This is a genomic window from Gloeothece verrucosa PCC 7822, from assembly GCF_000147335.1.
GTDB classification, from domain to species: Bacteria; Cyanobacteriota; Cyanobacteriia; order Cyanobacteriales; family Microcystaceae; genus Gloeothece; species Gloeothece verrucosa.
The window spans coordinates 2691035-2709080 of sequence record NC_014501.1 but is presented as its reverse complement, the minus strand read 5'-3'; the positions used below and the strand labels follow the sequence as shown (position 1 = coordinate 2709080).

Annotated in this window: 19 protein-coding genes; 9 read left to right on the top strand and 10 right to left on the bottom strand. The window is 38.2% G+C overall.

The genetic code is table 11. From position 1 onward, the window contains the following. Nucleotides 1–29: 29 nt before the first annotated feature. On the top strand, nucleotides 30–857 hold the full coding sequence (locus CYAN7822_RS11885; RefSeq protein ID WP_013322519.1) for a M90 family metallopeptidase: 828 nt from the start codon (nucleotides 30–32) through the stop codon (nucleotides 855–857). Here CYAN7822_RS11885 and CYAN7822_RS11880 read toward each other — a convergent pair. Together CYAN7822_RS11880 and CYAN7822_RS11875 are read right to left on the bottom strand one after the other, a co-directional pair. Then, nucleotides 846–1121 (bottom strand): hypothetical protein, encoded by a 276-nt coding sequence (locus CYAN7822_RS11880; protein WP_013322518.1) that lies wholly within the window; start codon nucleotides 1119–1121, stop codon nucleotides 846–848. The genes CYAN7822_RS11885 and CYAN7822_RS11880 overlap by 12 nt on opposite strands. Nucleotides 1122–1417: 296 nt before the next feature. After that, entirely contained in the window at nucleotides 1418–2356 is a 939-nt protein-coding gene (locus tag CYAN7822_RS11875) for a glutathione S-transferase family protein (protein ID WP_013322517.1), read from the bottom strand. 125 nt (nucleotides 2357–2481) lie between these two features. Between CYAN7822_RS11875 and CYAN7822_RS11870 the strand changes: the two genes are divergently transcribed. The 3 genes from CYAN7822_RS11870 (at nucleotide 2482) to CYAN7822_RS11860 (ending at nucleotide 4386) form a co-directional block, all read left to right on the top strand. Then, complete coding sequence (locus tag CYAN7822_RS11870; protein WP_157871807.1) at nucleotides 2482–2676, top strand: hypothetical protein; 195 nt, start codon at nucleotides 2482–2484, stop codon at nucleotides 2674–2676. Between the two features lie 223 nt (nucleotides 2677–2899). Beyond that, nucleotides 2900–4009, top strand: a complete 1110-nt coding sequence (locus CYAN7822_RS11865; protein ID WP_013322515.1) for an aldo/keto reductase — start codon at nucleotides 2900–2902, stop codon at nucleotides 4007–4009. A 131-nt stretch (nucleotides 4010–4140) separates the two neighbouring features. After that, nucleotides 4141–4386, top strand: a complete 246-nt coding sequence (locus CYAN7822_RS11860) for a hypothetical protein (RefSeq protein ID WP_013322514.1) — start codon at nucleotides 4141–4143, stop codon at nucleotides 4384–4386. Here CYAN7822_RS11860 and CYAN7822_RS11855 read toward each other — a convergent pair. Beyond that, nucleotides 4376–5308, bottom strand: a complete 933-nt coding sequence (locus CYAN7822_RS11855; protein WP_013322513.1) for a hypothetical protein — start codon at nucleotides 5306–5308, stop codon at nucleotides 4376–4378. The genes CYAN7822_RS11860 and CYAN7822_RS11855 overlap by 11 nt on opposite strands. A gap of 423 nt (nucleotides 5309–5731) precedes the next feature. Here CYAN7822_RS11855 and CYAN7822_RS11850 point away from each other — a divergent pair, with 423 nt between their 5' ends. After that, nucleotides 5732–6391, top strand: a complete 660-nt coding sequence (locus CYAN7822_RS11850) for a PEP-CTERM sorting domain-containing protein (RefSeq protein WP_013322512.1) — start codon at nucleotides 5732–5734, stop codon at nucleotides 6389–6391. Between the two features lie 91 nt (nucleotides 6392–6482). On the opposite strand, the gene uvrA is transcribed toward CYAN7822_RS11850, so the two are convergent. Continuing rightward, nucleotides 6483–9410 carry an excinuclease ABC subunit UvrA gene (gene uvrA / locus CYAN7822_RS11845; RefSeq protein WP_013322511.1) on the bottom strand — a complete coding sequence of 976 codons (2928 nt, stop codon included), beginning with the start codon at nucleotides 9408–9410 and terminating at the stop codon, nucleotides 6483–6485. A 272-nt stretch (nucleotides 9411–9682) separates the two neighbouring features. On the opposite strand from uvrA, the gene CYAN7822_RS35655 reads away from it, so the two are divergent. Then, nucleotides 9683–9793, top strand: coding sequence for a PEP-CTERM sorting domain-containing protein (locus CYAN7822_RS35655; protein ID WP_071881420.1), 111 nt, complete (start codon nucleotides 9683–9685; stop codon nucleotides 9791–9793). A 63-nt stretch (nucleotides 9794–9856) separates the two neighbouring features. Here the strand turns inward: CYAN7822_RS35655 and CYAN7822_RS11840 are convergent, their stop codons facing one another. From CYAN7822_RS11840 to CYAN7822_RS11820, 5 genes are all read right to left on the bottom strand, one after another. Next, nucleotides 9857–10480 (bottom strand): HPF/RaiA family ribosome-associated protein, encoded by a 624-nt coding sequence (locus CYAN7822_RS11840; RefSeq protein WP_013322510.1) that lies wholly within the window; start codon nucleotides 10478–10480, stop codon nucleotides 9857–9859. Nucleotides 10481–10575: 95 nt separating this feature from the next. Continuing rightward, nucleotides 10576–10767, bottom strand: a complete 192-nt coding sequence (locus CYAN7822_RS11835; RefSeq protein WP_013322509.1) for a hypothetical protein — start codon at nucleotides 10765–10767, stop codon at nucleotides 10576–10578. Between the two features lie 213 nt (nucleotides 10768–10980). Further along, nucleotides 10981–11526, bottom strand: a complete 546-nt coding sequence (locus tag CYAN7822_RS11830; protein ID WP_013322508.1) for an NADPH-dependent FMN reductase — start codon at nucleotides 11524–11526, stop codon at nucleotides 10981–10983. A 165-nt stretch (nucleotides 11527–11691) separates the two neighbouring features. Then, nucleotides 11692–12459 carry a nucleoside phosphorylase gene (locus tag CYAN7822_RS11825; RefSeq protein ID WP_013322507.1) on the bottom strand — a complete coding sequence of 256 codons (768 nt, stop codon included), beginning with the start codon at nucleotides 12457–12459 and terminating at the stop codon, nucleotides 11692–11694. A gap of 50 nt (nucleotides 12460–12509) precedes the next feature. Further along, nucleotides 12510–12704 carry a hypothetical protein gene (locus tag CYAN7822_RS11820; protein ID WP_013322506.1) on the bottom strand — a complete coding sequence of 65 codons (195 nt, stop codon included), beginning with the start codon at nucleotides 12702–12704 and terminating at the stop codon, nucleotides 12510–12512. Between the two features lie 286 nt (nucleotides 12705–12990). Between CYAN7822_RS11820 and CYAN7822_RS11815 the strand changes: the two genes are divergently transcribed. Next, entirely contained in the window at nucleotides 12991–15072 is a 2082-nt protein-coding gene (locus CYAN7822_RS11815; protein ID WP_063820738.1) for a DNA phosphorothioation-associated putative methyltransferase, read from the top strand. A 33-nt stretch (nucleotides 15073–15105) separates the two neighbouring features. Here the strand turns inward: CYAN7822_RS11815 and CYAN7822_RS11810 are convergent, their stop codons facing one another. After that, nucleotides 15106–15672, bottom strand: coding sequence for a hypothetical protein (locus CYAN7822_RS11810; RefSeq protein ID WP_216701600.1), 567 nt, complete (start codon nucleotides 15670–15672; stop codon nucleotides 15106–15108). A 201-nt stretch (nucleotides 15673–15873) separates the two neighbouring features. Here CYAN7822_RS11810 and CYAN7822_RS11805 point away from each other — a divergent pair, with 201 nt between their 5' ends. Both CYAN7822_RS11805 and CYAN7822_RS11800 read left to right on the top strand, forming a co-directional pair. Further along, a complete protein-coding gene (locus CYAN7822_RS11805) occupies nucleotides 15874–16860 on the top strand; it encodes a polyamine ABC transporter substrate-binding protein (protein WP_342635700.1) in 987 nt (328 codons plus the stop codon). Between the two features lie 94 nt (nucleotides 16861–16954). Next, entirely contained in the window at nucleotides 16955–18031 is a 1077-nt protein-coding gene (locus tag CYAN7822_RS11800) for an ABC transporter substrate-binding protein (RefSeq protein ID WP_013322502.1), read from the top strand. Nucleotides 18032–18046: the final 15 nt, after the last annotated feature.

Genomic DNA, 18046 nt, shown 5'->3' with positions numbered 1-18046 from the left:
GAAGTAAATTTAATTCTTAGTTCTTGAAGATGATTCCAACCGTTGTACTTGGGTTAGTTTTGGGAATTATCATAACCTTTATTTGGGGAAAATCTCTGCTAACTCGACTACGACGCGAGAGTCTCAAAAAGAAACCTTTTCCTTTAGATTGGCTAGTTTTTTTGCAAACCCATTCTCGAGTTTATCCTGAGTTGTCAAGCTCTCTACAAAAGCGGCTACAGGGACATATACAGGTTTTTTTAGCAGAAAAACAATTTATAGGCTGTCAAGGGTTTAAAATTACTGAAGAAGTTAAACTAACGATTGCGGCTCAAGCTTGCTTGTTGTTACTTAATGAAAGGGGAGAATATTATCCTAAGCTCTATTCTATCTTAGTGTATCCTAGCATTTTTATTGTCAACAGAACTAGCTCACCTTACGATTATATACAAGCAGAACAAAGACAAATTTTAAGCGGCGAATCCTGGGGAAAAGGCGGTCAAGTGGTGCTATCTTATGAGCAGATTCGATGGGACCTTGACCATTGGCAGGATGGACACAATGTCATTTTACATGAATTTGCCCATCAACTCGATCAAGAAGACGGGCAAACTGATGGTGTACCAATTTTATCGCATAAGTCGGATTATATCACTTGGGCAAGAGTTTTTAGCCAAGAATATCAACAATTATGCCAACAAATAAAGCAAGGAAAAAAAACTGTCATTAATGAATATGGAGCAACCCATCCTGCCGAATTTTTTGCAGTTGCTACCGAAACTTTTTTTGAAAAACCGCAACAACTCTTGAGGAAACATCCTCGGCTTTATGAAGTTCTCAAAAACTATTATCAGCTAGACCCTTTACTATGGTGTTAAGATTCTAGTAGAAGCAAAGATTTTTTCTTTGATTAACTTAAAGCCAGTTTGACCGACAATAGCAACGGATATTAGCATAAATATTTCAGGAACTCCAAACACTAATAAGCCAGAAATACTGGTTTTCCAAGCAGTAGACCAATGGGATAAAGCAACCAGAGGAACAAATAAAGGACATAACTGCCCGAATAAAAATATAACTCCCCCTAACAGGAGAAGACCTGTAGATAATTGCTTGCTGTCTGGCTCGTTGGTGTTAATCATAATTTTATGAGTAGCTAGGAATTCTCGAAAAAATCGCCAAAAATTTGCCCTTGCAATCTCTTTTTAAGACAACAAAAGCGGCGAATAATTTCTTAATATAAATATGATATATGTTCGACTTCAATAAAGCATCAGAGAATTTACGGCTAAATGTTTGACGGATTATCACAATTTTTTTCTGGTCAGAAAAAATAGATTTTAAGGGTTGGTAGTCAAATAGGGCGTTTTTAATCTTTTTACCCTGTAGAGACGTTACCAGCGCACGCCTCTACAAAGATTTGATGATTTAGATCAAATTATTCAAAATTAATAATCGGCCCAGTGGGAACAATACCACTCGGATTAATATGAGGATGACTTCTGTAATAGTGCTGCTTGATATGGTCTAAATTACAGGTTTCTTTCACCCCGGGATAATGATACAGTCGTTTGAAATAATTCCATAAATTAGCATAATCCCATAAATGATGTAGATTACACTTAAAATGAACATAATACACAGCATCAAAACGTAACAAAGTGGTAAACATACACCAATCTGCTTCGGTAATAAAATCCCCACAAAGATAAGATTGTTTTTCTAAAATCTTGTCCCAATAATCTAAGGCCTCAAATAGTTCACCAACCGCTTCTTCATAAGCTTCTTGAGACTTGGCAAATCCGGCTCGGTAAACGCCATTATTGATCGGATTGTAAATTGCATCAATCGTTTGATCAATCTGTTCCTTGAAGTCCAGTGGGCAAAAGTTAACTTGATGTTCAGCTAACCCATCAAATTCTAGATCAAATATTCGGATAATTTCACGAGATTCATTATTAACAATTGTCTCGGTTTGCTTATCCCACAAAACCGGAACAGTTACCCGTCCTGTATATTTTGGATCAGCTTTAGCATAAACTTCCCGCAGATAGTTTGTGCCATTAATCTCATCACCTGTAGAACCTTCAAACGCTTCAAATGTCCACCCATCATTTAACATGAGAGGATTAACAATGGATACACTAATCACATTTTCTAATCCCTTAATTTTTCGCATGATCAGGGTACGATGTGCCCAAGGACAGGCATAGGAAACATATAGGTGATAGCGGTCAGGTTCAACCTTAAATTGACTGGTATTATCAGCACTAATCCAATTCCGAAAAGTGGTAGGATTTCTCAAAAAGCGGCCTTGAGTATCTTTTTGATAGCCTTCTGTTGTCCACTGTCCATCGATCATCATTCCTGTGGCCATGATAGTCACCTTGCTATTGACTCCAGATTAAATTATATAAGATTGTTAGATATAATCCTTAAGATAGTTGTTTGATGAGAATGAGCCGTTTAGACTCGAAGAAAAATTGTCTAAAAGAGTTTAAAATGAGTGAAACTACTCAAAAACAACCGCAAGAAAAACAGGAGCAAGCCCAAGAAAATGCCCCTGTAGAAAGTTCTGATAATCCTCAAGACACAACGGTCGTGGTAAATCCTAGAGAGCTTCTTGAAAATCCCGCAGTCGCTCCTCCTCCTTTAGATCCACCCGAAGATTTAAGAGTCGATTTATTTAAAGATTAAATATTTGAATCGGTTTTTAAAGCAAGTTACCCTAATGTCAGCTAAAAAGCTCCATCTAGGGTGAGTTTTGTTTTCATAGTTTTCGCCTCAAATAGCCGCTTTAAGCTTATAGTTATTCCCTGTTTAGGGCTTGACTAAGAGATTAACTATATACTTTCGATAGATGTATCAATCTAATTTAACTTTGCTCAATGTAAAGTAATTAAATTCATCCCACTAGACCATGACTAACGACCAGAATCAAAAAGAATCCTTTTCAGAATTAAAACGCCGTCGGTTTCTGCAAGGATTAAGTTTTATTGGAGTAGGAACAGGAGCCGCCCTAGCCGAACATATTTTATTTAACAGCAATTCCAAAACCGAAGCCGCTAATATTCCTCAAGAAACTATCATTACTCAACAAGCCGCTACTGGTGAGATTCCTTTGCGTCCTCTCGGCAAAACCGGCGTGCAAGTATCAGCCATTGGTCTAGGGGGGGCTAGTTTGGGTCAAGTGAAAACCAAAGAAGAAGCCATGCGCGTTGCTCATGAAGCCATTGATAATGGGATTACTTTTATGGATAATGCCTGGGAATATAACCAGCACAAAAGCGAAGAATGGATGGGGGAAGCTTTACAGGGACGACGGGATAAAGTCTTTTTGATGACGAAAGTTTGTACTCATGGACGTGACCGCAAAGTAGCAATGCAACAACTCGAAGAATCTCTTCGCCGCCTGAAAACCGATTATTTGGACTTATGGCAAATTCATGAAGTGGTTTATTATAATGACCCTGAAATGATTTTTCGAGAAAATGGAGCCATTGAAGCCCTGACTCAGGCGAAAAAAGAGGGTAAAGTCCGTTTTGTCGGTTTTACGGGTCATAAAAACCCTGCAATTCATCTGAAGATGCTGTCTTATAACTATCCGTTTGATACCGTACAAATGCCGCTCAACTGTTTTGATGCAACCTTTGAAAGCTTTGAGCAGCAAGTTCTACCGGTCTTGAATCAACGAGGCATTGCAGCCATTGGGATGAAAAGTATGAGCGGCAATGGAGAAGCGATTAAAAAAGGCATTATAACCCCACAAGAAGCCCTCCGCTATGCCATGAGTCTACCCGTTGCAACCACAGTGAGCGGCATTGATTCTTTGGCTATTCTGCGGCAAAATTTAGCCATTGCTAAGGGTTTCCAGCCCATGAACGCACAAGAAATGCAAGCCTTGCGTTCTAGAGTGGCTGAATATGCCGCCGATGGGCGCTTTGAGTTGTTTAAAAGCTCGAAAAAATATGATGCTGATGAAGGCAGATTACAGCATGGTTTTCCACCTCAGCGCGAAGTGCCAAGCTAAGGGTTTGACAACTGATAGATTTAAGTAAGGTAAGTCTCAAAGAACCGAAACTAGACAAGGGAGTTTTTTGTAAACTTCCTAAATTCTGCTAAGATGAGATGAAATTCTTAAAAAAAACTAAAGATTCATCAATGACTGAAAAAACTTTAAATTTCAATAGCCTTCAGATGCTCTTATCATTAGTTCTTCCTGCTGGTTGCCAGACTGCTTGTGTCAGTAATTCGACTTACCGCATCAATTGTCCCAACTACAAAATTGCTTGTCAAGTTTGGGAAAAATTTCGACTATGTGTTGAGCCGCTTCTTGAAGAGGGGGCAGTGGTAGAAGTGATTGCTTATGATTTTTATGCCAGAAGCAATCCCAAATTTAGGGCTTGAAATTTTGATAAATCTTTACCGTAATACCGATAATTCCTACTGCCAATAGGTTAATGACAGAACTGGGTTCTGGAACTGATACTGTTGGCGGTAATTCGGCGCGGCTAAAATAACTTGTTTGACCTCTATAGCTGTAAGGAAATAAATTTTTTTCATTCATCAGTAATTCTATCTCAGAAAAAAGATCCGCTTCACTAGCTGACTGTATTAATTCATCTAAACTTAAACTGTCCCTCCCTCCCTCTGTTCCAAATAGGAAAAGATCAAGCCAAGTTTGCTTGAGTTCTTGAGTGATTTGGTTCGATTTACCTAGGTTTAAACTTTGCGAAAAACTCTCTTGAACAATTTCTGTTATTGAGGGGGTAAAATAAGATTCTGTATTCAAATAAAAGATGCCCATGACTATTTGATTTACCTGTTGTGTAACTTGGTTTTCCTCCCCATCAATGAAGACTTTTTGAGAGCTTAGTTGCTCTGTTATAATGGGTTTATTATTCTCGCTTATATCACTGATATTATCTAAAAAATGTAAAATAAAATTGCTGTTTTTTGAATTATTTTTTGGTAAATTTAAAAGAGAAATATTAAAATAATTAATTTGAATTTGCTGGTTTTTTTGAATTACTTTATTCTGACTGCCGCTAATAAAAGTTTCTTGTTTTGATGATTGTTTAATCCTTAAATTATTGTCAATTTCTGGCAAGCTAATAATCTGAAAATTTTGACTGTTTAAATCATAATTAATAGCAAAATAATTTGAGAGAACTTGATTAACCTCTTGTTTGACTTGATTATCAGTACCAACCACCATAGCTGATTGATTTGTCTCTTGAAGAGTCAAAGATTTAGCGGCAACTGGAGTGATGCTTAATCCCATTATAGCAAGTCCAAATACTGCTATTTTTCGAGAAATTTGCAACATATTTTTTAAAGATAAAAGTTTTTAACGCATCTTCCACTTTAAACAATTATTTTTTAGATGTCAGTCCCAATTTAAATAGAATTCTAGGGGAGAAAAATCGAAAAAAATGAGCAAAAAGTAAATATACTTAAGCCAATAGGAAGAAGACAAATAAGAACTTACTTATAGAATATTGATTAGGGTTCTTACCTAATTGGATTTTAACTAAAGAGTTTTATCTTGCAATTTTTTTGTCCAAAAGTCGTCAATTCTGGGACAAGAAATATATAGGGCTTACGCACTGTAACGAAAAAATCGCAGTTTTAGATTGCTTCGCATCTCCTGAGCAATGACATAAAATCGTTTTTTCAGCTTCTGGGTGCGTAATTCCTAATATATTGAGAGTATTTCAAACAATTTAACTTGCATAAACTAGATAAAAAAATGCTTAAACAACTTGTCAAATTTAGTCCAGTTTTAGCTATTTCTTGCTCTCTTTTAGCTTTGTCCCCCATAAAACCTATCCAAGCGGCAGAAGTGACCAAGCAAGCTTATTATCAATTTTATTTTTTTTCTGATTTCTTTAGGGACTCAGGCAATGGGTACGTCAGTTTTTCCTATACTAATCCTCAAGGACCCTATACGGATGTATCCTCTTATTTTCAAGCTTCAGTTATTCCGTCCGTTTCTTTTCCTGACCCTGAAATAGTTGACTTACAGGGCGAGGTTTCATTTAATATCGATGAATCAGGTTTTTTAGTAGGCGTTTATGGTGAAAGTAGTGGTTCTTTTGGTTTTGGTGATGGTCGTTATTGTAACGAATTCGGCGGTTGTTTTTCAGGATACGGAAATTATACTCTTTTGCTCAACGGTGATCAATATGATCTAAGTGGTGTAATTTACTTTGAAGAATATAACATTTTCGGTGAGCTAGTTCGCCAAGACTCAGACTCATTAGACTATGGTTCGGAACCAATATATTTTGATCAAATTCAACCTGTTCAATCTGTCCCTGAACCGCTAACGCTTCTTGGTGTAGCAACAGCCCTCAGTTTTGGGACTGTGTTTAAAAGCAAAAAACTTGCCAAAAAAGCCTCTAAATAGACCCCTTTTGCCAAACAAAATTAGGCTGCCTAATGATTTTTAAACCGGTTGATCAAAGTGCCTTGGATGAGTTGTGTCTCCATCCAATTTTTTAAGTTTCAATCATTTTTGGCGGGTGTTGTTTTAAAACAGTATGCAAAAATTGCCCAGTATAAGAGCTATCATTCAGTGCCACTTCTTCGGGGGTTCCTTCGGCAATAATTTCTCCTCCCCTATCTCCTCCTTCTGGACCTAAATCGATAATCCAATCTGCACAACGAATCACATCTAAATTATGTTCGATCACAATAATCGAATTGCCTTTGTCTACTAATCTCTGTAATACATTTAACAAATGATGCACATCATAAAATGATAATCCTGTGGTGGGTTCATCAATTAAATATAATGTTTTTCCTGTGGCGCGGCGCGATAATTCTGAGGCTAACTTGACTCGTTGCGCTTCTCCTCCCGATAAAGTCGGGGCACTTTGTCCTAATTTAACATAACCTAATCCTACATCTACTAAAGTCTGTAAACGGTTGACTGCCCTGGGAATATTTTGAAAGACTTCTAACGCTTCGTCTACCGTCATATCTAACACATCCGCGATAGAATAGCCCTTATATTTCACCTGTAAAGTTTCCCGACTATAACGCGCACCTTTACACACTTCACATTGCACATAGACATCCGGTAAAAAGTTCATTTCAATCACATTTACCCCTTGTCCGGCGCAAGCTTCACATCTTCCTCCTTTGACATTAAAAGAAAATTGTCCGGGTTTATAACCTCTAGATTTGGCTTCTACTGTTAGGGCAAATATTTCTCGAATGCTATCAAATACGCCTGTATAAGTGGCAGGATTAGAACGGGGAGTTCTACCAATGGGAGATTGATCAATCACAATGACTTTATCAACTTCTTCTAATCCTTTTATGACTCCTAACTGTTTCGGTAAGGGAACTGTGCGAGATAAATAATGCTGTAACGCGGGATATAATAATTCATTAATTAGGGTAGATTTTCCCGAACCCGATACCCCCGTAATACAGACCAATTTCCCGAGAGGAATTTCTACATCAATGTGTTTAAGGTTATTCTGATAACAGTCTTTTAACAGCAGAAATGAGCCATTTCCTTGTCTTCTAGTCGGGGGAGTTTCTATTACCCTACGCCCCGATAAATAAGCCCCGGTTAAAGAGGTTTCTGTATTGAGTAAAGTTTCTAGATTGCCTTGACAGACAATTTCGCCGCCATGTCTTCCCGCTTTTGGGCCAATATCCACCAAATAATCAGCAGTGCGGATGGTGTCTTCATCATGTTCCACAACGATTAAAGTATTGCCTAAGTTTCGCAGTTTTTTCAGCGTATTTAATAACCGTCCATTGTCCCGTTGATGGAGTCCGATACTGGGTTCATCTAAGACATATAATACTCCGGTTAATCCTGAACCGATTTGAGTCGCTAATCTGATGCGTTGCGCTTCGCCGCCAGATAAAGTCATAGCCGCTCGATTTAGGGTTAAATAATCTAAGCCGACATCCATGAGAAATTGTAGGCGTGCAATGATTTCTTTGAGGGCGAGTTGTCCGATAACGGCCTGCCTGGGGCTGAGTTTTAAATCGTTGATTCTTTCTAAACAGTCTCGAATCGAAACATCAGTTAAATCAATAATCCGATATTGTCCTAATCTGACGGCCAAGGCTTCAGGTTTGAGTCGTTTTCCTTGACACACTTCACAGGGTTGATTAACGATATATTTTTCCAGTTTTTGTTTAATTAAATCTGAACCAGTATCTTGATAAGAACGATCTAAAATGTTGATGATTCCCGAAAAATTCAGGAAATGACCTTTACTTTTATGGCGAGACTCTCCCTCAAACCAGATCGGCTCATCTCTTCCATACAATAAAATAGTTTGTTGTTCTTCGGTTAATTTATTCCAAGGGGTTTTGATCTCAAAGCCGCAACTTTTCCCCACACTATACAACAGGGAAAGATAATAAGAATTGTCTTTATCTGACCAAGGGGCAATGGCACTATATACGGGTTGCTTGGGGTCAGGAATAATTAGCTCGGGAGAAAAGGTTTTTAGACAGCCTAAACCATGACAATGAGGACAAGCTCCATAAGGGGAATTAAAGGAGAATAATCTCGGTGATAATTCCTCCATGACTGCGCCATGTTCCGGACAAGCGAAGTTTTCTGAAAAGATAATTTCTTGGGGTTTTTTGGTTGTAGCGGCTTGCGGATTTTTTCCGTTTGTGGTATGATTTTCTTCATAATGGGAAAAGTGCGCGTCTTGCGAGGGTTCCTCTAAGATTTCAATAACAGCAATTCCTGTAGAGTGCCGCAAACAGGTGGTTAAAGAATCTACTAAGCGTTCCTCTACCCCTGGCTTTTTGATTAAGCGATCAACAACAATCTCGATATCGTGTTTGTAATTTTTATCTAATTCAATATCATCGGTTAATTCCCGCACTTCCCCATCAATTCTAATGCGGACGAACCCTTGAGAGACGAGACTAGATAAGAGTTGCTTGTGAGTGCCTTTTTTTCCTCGAACCACAGGAGAGAGTATTTGAAAGCGGGTGCGTTCTGGGAGTTCCATCACCCGATCACACATTTGATCGATGGTTTGGGGGGCAATATTGCGATCACAGTGGGGACAATGGGGTTCTCCTGCGCGTCCGAAAAGGAGTCTGAGATAGTCGTATATTTCGGTAACGGTGCCTACTGTGGAACGTGGGTTATGGGAGGTGGACTTTTGATCGATGGAAATGGCCGGACTGAGTCCTTCAATTGCGTCTACATCGGGTTTGTCTAATTGTCCTAAAAATTGTCTTGCATAGGCGCTGAGAGACTCAACGTAGCGGCGTTGTCCTTCGGCAAATATGGTGTCAAAGGCGAGGGATGATTTTCCTGAACCGGATACCCCAGTAAAGACGATCAGTTGATCTCGGGGGAGTTCGAGATCGATGTTTTTGAGATTGTGTTGTCTTGCGCCGCGAATGCGAATACGATTGGGGTTAGACATGAAGCAAGCAAAACTTAACAGTCCTTCATATAATAGCGTTTGCCATAGGGTTTTGGGGTGTTTGTGTTTCGCGCAAAGGTGCAAAGGCGCAAAGGGAATATATTGTCAAAAGGTCTTCATCCTGTTCCTGCCGCTCTATTTTTCTACCAAAAGGGGGATGTCAACCATTGCAACGGTCATTGTAAAGGCTATAGTTATTATAACTTTTTGCAGATTTTTTGGGTTTTGAGGTTGGTAGGAGTTATGCACTCTCGATTAAACACAACGATTTGATGTCCGAAGTTAGTCCTGAACCTTTGACACTTTTAGGCGCGGCAACAGCACTGGGAATAGGAACCGTTTTTAAGCGTCAAAAATCCCCTAAAAATAACCATAAACTTTAGTCAAATTTAAACAGAAACTTCGCCCAACCTTCGGGGTTAGGGCGTTTGATTAATATATTAATACTACTCCCAGCCCAAAGGCGGCTCAACAAGGTTGATATCAGATTTGCCAACATTCGCACCCGGTTTATCGACAATTTGTACTGTGGTAGCTCTGGGCCCTTGATCATCTTCGATGGCCGAATATCGTACACCAGTACCAACCGCTAAACGCTCAAAGTCATTATGAAGGACACTATTGCGATGGAAGTAAATTTCTTCACCGTCTAAAGTTTTTAGAAAGCCATAATCTTGCTCGGGAAATAGCCTAACCACTAAAGCTTCTGTATCTTGGGCTGCACCGGATTTCGCTTGATCACTGTCGCGTTGTTGTCGGGAAAGTTCTTTAACTTGCCGCTCGGCTTTACTAAAAGCATCCCGAATGACTCTATCTAGTTCAACATATTGATTTTGCTCGGCGGGATTACTTTCCGCCACCAGTTCATGACTTGGAGGTACAGTTATATCAATGCGAACACGATAGGGGGAACCACTGCGGGGACGGTCATGAATTTTTTCAACAGCTATATGACAACTATTTAGATAATTACAAAATTTTTCGAGTTTAGCAACTTTTTCGTCAATTAAGGTTTCAATAGTATCGGTTTTTTCTACTCCTCGATAACTGATTTCGACAGGAATTTTCATGGGTGACTTCTCCGTTTTTTTTGAGCTATGAAACTTCTATAGGAAGGAAATTTGTTAAAAGTAAAATATTAAACAATAAACAAGAGTTGGATTGATTATGCTTCTTCTGGAGCTTCCGTAATGTCTTGTGAAGAGTAATCCCGTCGTTCAGTGGACGAGCGGCTATATTGTTCTTGTTGTTCTTGTTCATCATAAGCTCCTTCTTCAGGCTGATAAGATTGAGACAGGTCTTGACTGTCAGGATTAAGTTTATCTCGGCTGTTCTGGCTGGTTTGGCTACTACTCATTTTTTATCCTCAAAGCAGTAATTCATTAGTAGTATTACTTCTTAAATTAACGGTTTTAATGCGGCGATCCCTCTTCTTAAAGGTAGGTTTATATTAGGTAATTAAAATTCCCCACAGTGGAGAGACTGTTTGTAAAGTAAATCGCTAGGCTACTGTAGGGTGTATTAGCATAGCGTAACCCACCCTACTTAATGTTTTATTGATCAACAGTCTCTAAGAAACCCCGCGAATTTTGCGAGTATTATCCACTAAACTTTGAGCAAATTCATCAAAGCGTTGAGAGAGTTTCTCATCCAACAACTTACCCTCATCATTAAACGCCTTCCAAGCTTGTCCTAGGGCAATTTGTTCAGGAATGACCCAACCATGAACCCACCGGACAATTATTCTCAAATCATTAAGCGCATTACTATTAGATTGCCCACCTAAAACACTGATTAAACCTGTAACTTTACCCGCTAAATGCTCAAAACTCATGAGATCTAGCGCATTTTTCAGCACGCCGCTTACACTCCCATGATATTCCGGTGTTGCCAAGATTAACCCATCCGCGTCTTTAACAGCATTGCGAAGCTTTTCTACATCTGGATAGGTGGGGTATTCATCTTCACCATTACAAAATGGCAGTGACATCTTTCGTAAATCCAAGACTTCTACCTCTGCCCCTAACGCTTCAATTCTTGTGGCAGCTAGATCTAAAGCTTTAGCCGTGTAAGAACCTGTACGCAAACTTCCATTAATTCCCACTATTTTAACCATTTTTAACTGTCTCCCTTGAGCCTGGATTAACTCAAACTCATAACGACTACGTATAAGCTACCAAAAAAAAACCCAAAATGTCAACAGTCATTAGTCATTAGGAGATAAGAGAAAATACTCACCCGTAAAGGTTTAAAATTCTAACCCTAGACTATTGACTATTGACTATTGACTATTTTCGATCGCCCGAATAGCAACCTGAATCGCTTTATCAACGGCGGCATCTTTTTGAGCGAAGAGCAGGTCTTCGGTTTCTGTGCGTTGAGCTATCACAGCACAAACACATCCCGCCGCAAACCCATATACCCCTGCCATTTTAAACAGCGTGCCGGCCTCCATTTCATAATTCAAAATGTTTAAGTTGCGATATTCTTGGGTAATGCCCTCTAGCCACCTCTGTAAGCGCGGGTTAGCTGAAGAAGCAAAGCGTTCCTGTCCCTCATAGAAAGTGTCCACAGAAGCCGTAATTCCTAAGTGATAGCTCACTTGTAACTCGGCGGCGGCCTCAACCAAAGCAACCGTCACAAAAGGATCAGCAACAGCAGGATACTCCACTGGAGCAATATCCAGGGCTGCCCCTTGTCTGCACAAAGCCGCGCTGGAAATGACGATACTACCGACTGAAACATGAGGTTGTATAGAACCACAAGTTCCCACTCGGATGATTTTTCGAATGCCAACCTGAATTAACTCATTAACAACAATACTGAGGGAAGGAGAGCCTATACCACTGGTAGCGGCTAATACCGGCTTACCATTAGCTAAAAGACCGAGGTAACTTGATAACCCGCGAGAATCTGACAACAAACAAGCATTTTGAAGATAGGTCTGGGCAATGTAGTGTGAGCGTTGTGATTCGCCCGATAGTAGGGCAATAGTGGGAGGGTTAGCTCCTAACTGTGTTTTGTCAAAATTAAGATGATTAAGTTTCATTCCCGGATGGGGAAGCGGTTAAACCAGGGTAGTCAAAATCTCAAAACTCGTCAACTAGCTAAAACAGTTTGTTCGCTTTTAGCTAAAACATTTCCCCATTGTTCCCAAATCTCGCCGATGAGGAGCAATTCCTTTTCTGTCATGGTTTTAGCCGCTTGAGTGGCTTTATGAGGATCTACGCCGGCTTTAATCAGTTCATTGCGATAAACGTACTCTAGTTGATGAGTTTTACTATTTAATTCCATAATGTTATACTCTCCGGTTGAATGAGTTCTGTCTGATCTTTGACCTTGATATGATACCTATTATTAACTACGTCTGTTTTTCTTGATGTAAAAGTAACGTTAATGTAACGTATAACTTGGTGTATAACTTTTAAAATTTTCTTAGGAAGTAGCGATTGTATCATTGATTACAGAACGTTCTGTAATATTACAGATATAAATTACCTTTGCCAAAGTTAAAAAGCCAAGCTCTTAACAAAAATTTAAAGTCTTGAATAATCCCTAATGACAGACTGCCTTGTTTTATATTCCAGAGCAATTTAATGAGATTGTCTTTAAATGTCAAAATAGCTCAGTGGGTAAATTGTTACCGAACGCGCTATACATACACACTTGTGCCTTATCTAGTTTAGATAAAGTCTTACAAGAATATGAACGTCTGGCTCGAATAACTGAAATTATTAATAGAGCAACTTTAATCAAATTTAGCATTGACAAACCGAAAATATCCTATCTTTTTTATCCTGACTTCGACCAAAATCCGCATCCTGCTTTAAAACGCAGTATCGTAGTGGATATGGAAACATTGTTATTTAACGAATGGGACTATAGCAACTCAGATAATCCTCCCATCCTTCATCGTAAAGAAACTTTTGTTACACCTTCTTATCCCCATTATCAAGAATTTGCTCACCTCACCCGTTCAGAGATCGCCTTGGGATTGTTAGATAATTCTCGTTATATTGGAACCCTTCAAGACTGGGAAAACCGCCTCAATCATCACGCCATTGCTTTTGAAGGACATTATTTAGTTTGTCCATTATCCAATAAACCCGGCAAACCGGTTTTTATAGAACGTCACAAAGCCGCCATTGTTCGCAAAACCCTCTCCCGTCCAGTACGTTTGGCCTTAGAGTCGGGTTTATTTACTCCTGGGGTGACTACGTTTTTTGATTACGGATGCGGCTATGGGGGAGACATCGAACGCATCGCTAAACAAGGATATGAAAGTCAGGGATGGGACCCCTATTATCGTCCTGAAAGCCCTTTGATCGCCGCAGATATTGTGAATTTGGGCTATATTATTAATGTGATTGAGGACCTTGAAGAAAGACGTACAGCCTTAATCAAAGCTTGGGAATTAACTCGTCAAGTTTTAATTGTAGCGGCTCAAGTGTTAATTGATGATTGTGATCGCGGGATAGTGGTTTATGGAGATGGCATCATTACCCGTCGTAATACATTTCAAAAATATTATCAGCAAGAAGAACTGAAAATTTATATAGATCAAGTGCTTAATGTGGATGCTATACCCCTTGGATTAGGTATTTATTTGGTATTTCGCTCAGCATCTGCCGCAGAAGCTTTTCGGGTATCTCGCTTTCATTCGCGTGCCACCACACCTCCTATCCAAAAACAGCTAAAACACTTCTATGATTATGAAGACTTGTTAACTCCCTTAATGAAATTTTTCACCGAAAGAGGCCGTCTTCCAGTAAAAGGAGAATTAGAAAATGAATCTGAGTTAAAAGACGAATTTAAAACCATACGTCGTGGGTTTGAGGTGGTGTTACAAGTGACTAAATTAGAAGACTGGGAAGCAATCACAGAAAAGCGTCGTCAAGACTTATTATTATATTTAGCCTTAAGTAAGTTTACTCATCGCCCCAGTTCGCGAGAACTAGCTACTCATGTCAGAGAAGATTTAAAAGGTTTATTTGGGGGATATCAGCAAGCTTGTTTATTAGCTGATCTCATGTTAACCCGTTTACGGGATTTAGACAAAATAGCCCAACTATGTCAAAGCAGTCCCGTTGGCAAAAAGTTAAAAAATTCTCTATTAATTCATATTAGTGCCTTAGAAAGTTTACCGACTTTACTGCGGCTATATGAAGGGTGTGCCTCTCGGACAGTAGGACGGTTAGAAGATGCAAATTTAATACAATTTTCTTATCGTCATCCCAAAATAACCTATCTATTTTATCCCGATTTTGATCGGGTATCTCATCCAACTCTACATACATCTATGCAGATTTATTTAAGTGATTTACAAGTTCATTATCGGGATTTTTCTGAGGAGCGTAACCCGCCAATATTATCCGAAAAAGATTTATTAGTAAATTCGGATTATCCTCTCTATGAAAAGTTTGCTAGATTGACTCAACAAGAAAAAGATTGGGGCTTATTAGATGATTTTAAAACTATTAGCCGCCTTCAAGGATGGTTAAATTGTTTAAAAGAACACTGTGCCACGATTAAAGGCCATACTCTTCAATGGGCCAAAGATGCCGATCCTTACAAAGTTAAATTATTACGTGCCCAAATCAAAACTCGACAACGGGAAAGGAAAAGAAGAGAAACCGAAGAAATAAACCCAAATGAGTCCTAAATAAATAGCGGCTATGTACCTCAATTATGAATTTTAAAGCTTAATCATTTTAGCCAATTTAACCCAATCTTCAATGCCTTTTTTGGTCGGTTGTCCAGTGGCAGTAAAAGCCCAAATATCTCGTTTATGTTGAGGGCCATAACTAATATGAATGGGTCTATTTTCCCCATAAAAATAGAGAGAATCAAAAGGCAACTGTTGCTCTAAAATCCAGTCCACCAGATGACCGCTCTTAAAGTCAACAATTAAAAAATCACAAGCCGCTCCTAATCTTTCACAATAATATTTACCATTTTTATTCATTTCATGAGCGATATGTTGATCTCGACTGGGGTCTATTCGACCATTTTTTTTACCCGTGATAGGATCTTTTTGATTTAAGTATCGTTTTAAATCTGCCGAGCAAAACCCATAAGTTAATTTAAATTTATCTATACCAAAATGATCTATAATTGGATCAAGGATTTTTATAGTTAGAGATTTTAACGCTTCAAGACTAGCCGGGTTTTTAGGTAAAATATCTATTTTATCAGCATAATTTTTATAGGTTATACTACAAGTACAAAAATCTTCTAAATATAAATACTTGCCGAGGGCTATTTGGGGGATAAGTTGAACCATTTGCATTTCACCAATCAATCAATGATCACCAGCAAAATATTTAATTTTTATTAAATTACAGGCAGGTAAAAATATTATAGAATATTTCAAAAGATTATGAAACAACTATTCAAAATTTTATGTTTTTTTATTTTTAGTCTTATCCTATGTGTCGGATGTCTCCCTGAAAATAAAGTTTATTTGTCAAACCATCCACTCGTTCTCAATATTTATAATTGGTCAAGCTATATTGATCCAGAAATCCTCCAAGAATTTGAAAAACGCTATCAGGTTAAAATTAGCTACGAAACCTTCGACACCAACGACGAATTGTATAAAAAATTACATCAAGCAAACACAAAATATGATTTAGTTTTTCCCAGTGATTACATGGTGTCTATTTTAGCCAAAGAAGGTTATTTACAACCCATAAATTTAACAAAAATCGTCAATCTAAAACATATTAATCCGAAATTTCTTAATCAGGATTTTGATATTAATAATCAATATAGTCTGCCCTATCAATGGGGAACTATGGGCATAGGCTATAATATTGAGAAAATCGGTAAAATAAAAACCTGGTCTGAAATTTTTAATTCTCACTCAAAAAATAAAATAGCCTTAGTTAACGAGTCAAGAAGTATGTTAGGAGTAATCCTGATTTATTTAGGCTATAATCCCAATACCAGTAACTCTGATGAAATTGCTCAAGCCAAAAATTTTTTAATTCGCCAAAAAGATTTAATTGAGAGTTTTTCAGAAAAAGGAGAAATTTTACTAAACCAAGGAATAGTCGCTCTAGCAGTGGCCTGGAATGGAGATATTTTAAAATACCAAACAAAAAACCCTAATTTAGACTACGTAATTCCTCAAGAAGGTTCTCTAATTTGGATTGATAATATTACCCTGTTAAAAACTTCTCCCCATAAAGCCTTAGCTGAAAAGTTTATTAATTTTGTTTTTGAACCAGAAATCAGTGCTAAAATAGCTAATCATACCAAATATGGTAGCCCTAATCAAACATCAGTGAATAAAAAATTGATCAATCTAGAAGATTTGAATAATCCCGGCATCTATCCTTCACCTGAAATATTTAATCGATTGACCTATCTTAAAGATGTAGGTGAAGCAACAAAATTATATGATCAAGCTTGGCAAGAAGTTCTGATCAAAGTTGGTAAGTTATGATTTTTGAGCGAGGAATTTTTCGGGTTACCCTTTTCTTTTTTAAGCAAGGCGATCAAACCTCACTAAACCCCCTTCCTCTTTGAACGGAGATAACATGAAAAAAATCTTGTTTATTGTCATGGTACTGATGGTTACCGCTCTACTGATGGTAGGCTGTACAAATCAAAATTCAACGATCACCAATAACGCTAAAACAGCCGCCCTGAGTATTTATAATTGGTCTACTTACATAGATCCCGAAATTCTCAGCGAATTTGAGAAAAAATTTGGCGTTAAAATTAAATATGATACCTTTGAAAGCGTGGATGATCTCTATGCCAAACTCAAACCCGGTAATCCTGGCTATGATCTAATTTTTCCCAGTGATTATATGGTAACTATCATGAGGAAAGAAGGCTTATTAGAAAAACTGAATTTAGCCAATATTCCCAACGTTAAAAATCTCGATTCAAAATTTTTAAATACTCCATTTGATCCCGGGAATCAGTATAGCTTACCCTATCAATGGGGCACAATGGGGCTAGGTTATAATCTCAAAGCAACTGGCAAAGAGCTTAACAGTTGGGAAGCAATCTTTGATTCTAAATATCGGCAAAGAGTGGCCCTAATGGATGAATTACGGAGTATGCTAGGAGCCGTATTAATTTATTTAGGTTATGACCCCAATACCACAAATCCTAAAGAAATCAATCAAGCTAAAGATTATCTGATTAAACATCGAGATACTATAGCCGCTTTTGCCCCAGACACAGGACAAGTATTACTGGATCAAGGGCAAGTTGATGTAGCCGTAGAATGGAGCGGCGATATTTTTCAACTGATGGAAGAAAACCCAAACATTCGTTATGCAATTCCCCAAGAAGGCTCTATTATTTGGATTGATAACATAGCCATAGCCAAAAATGCCCCCCATAAAGACACAGCCGAAAAATTTATTAATTTTCTTTTTGAGCCAGAAATCAGTGCCAAAATTTCCAATTTTATTAAATATGGAAGTCCTAATAAAGTAGCCATTGAAAAAGGACTTATTCATGAGTCAGAATTAAAAAATCCCAATATTTATCCTCCGCCAGAAATTTTAAAAAAATTAACCTATATTAAAGACATAGGGGATGCAACCAGGTTATATGATGAAGCCTGGACAGAAGTAAAAATAGGTGTAGGTAAATAGCATTAACCGAGGGGA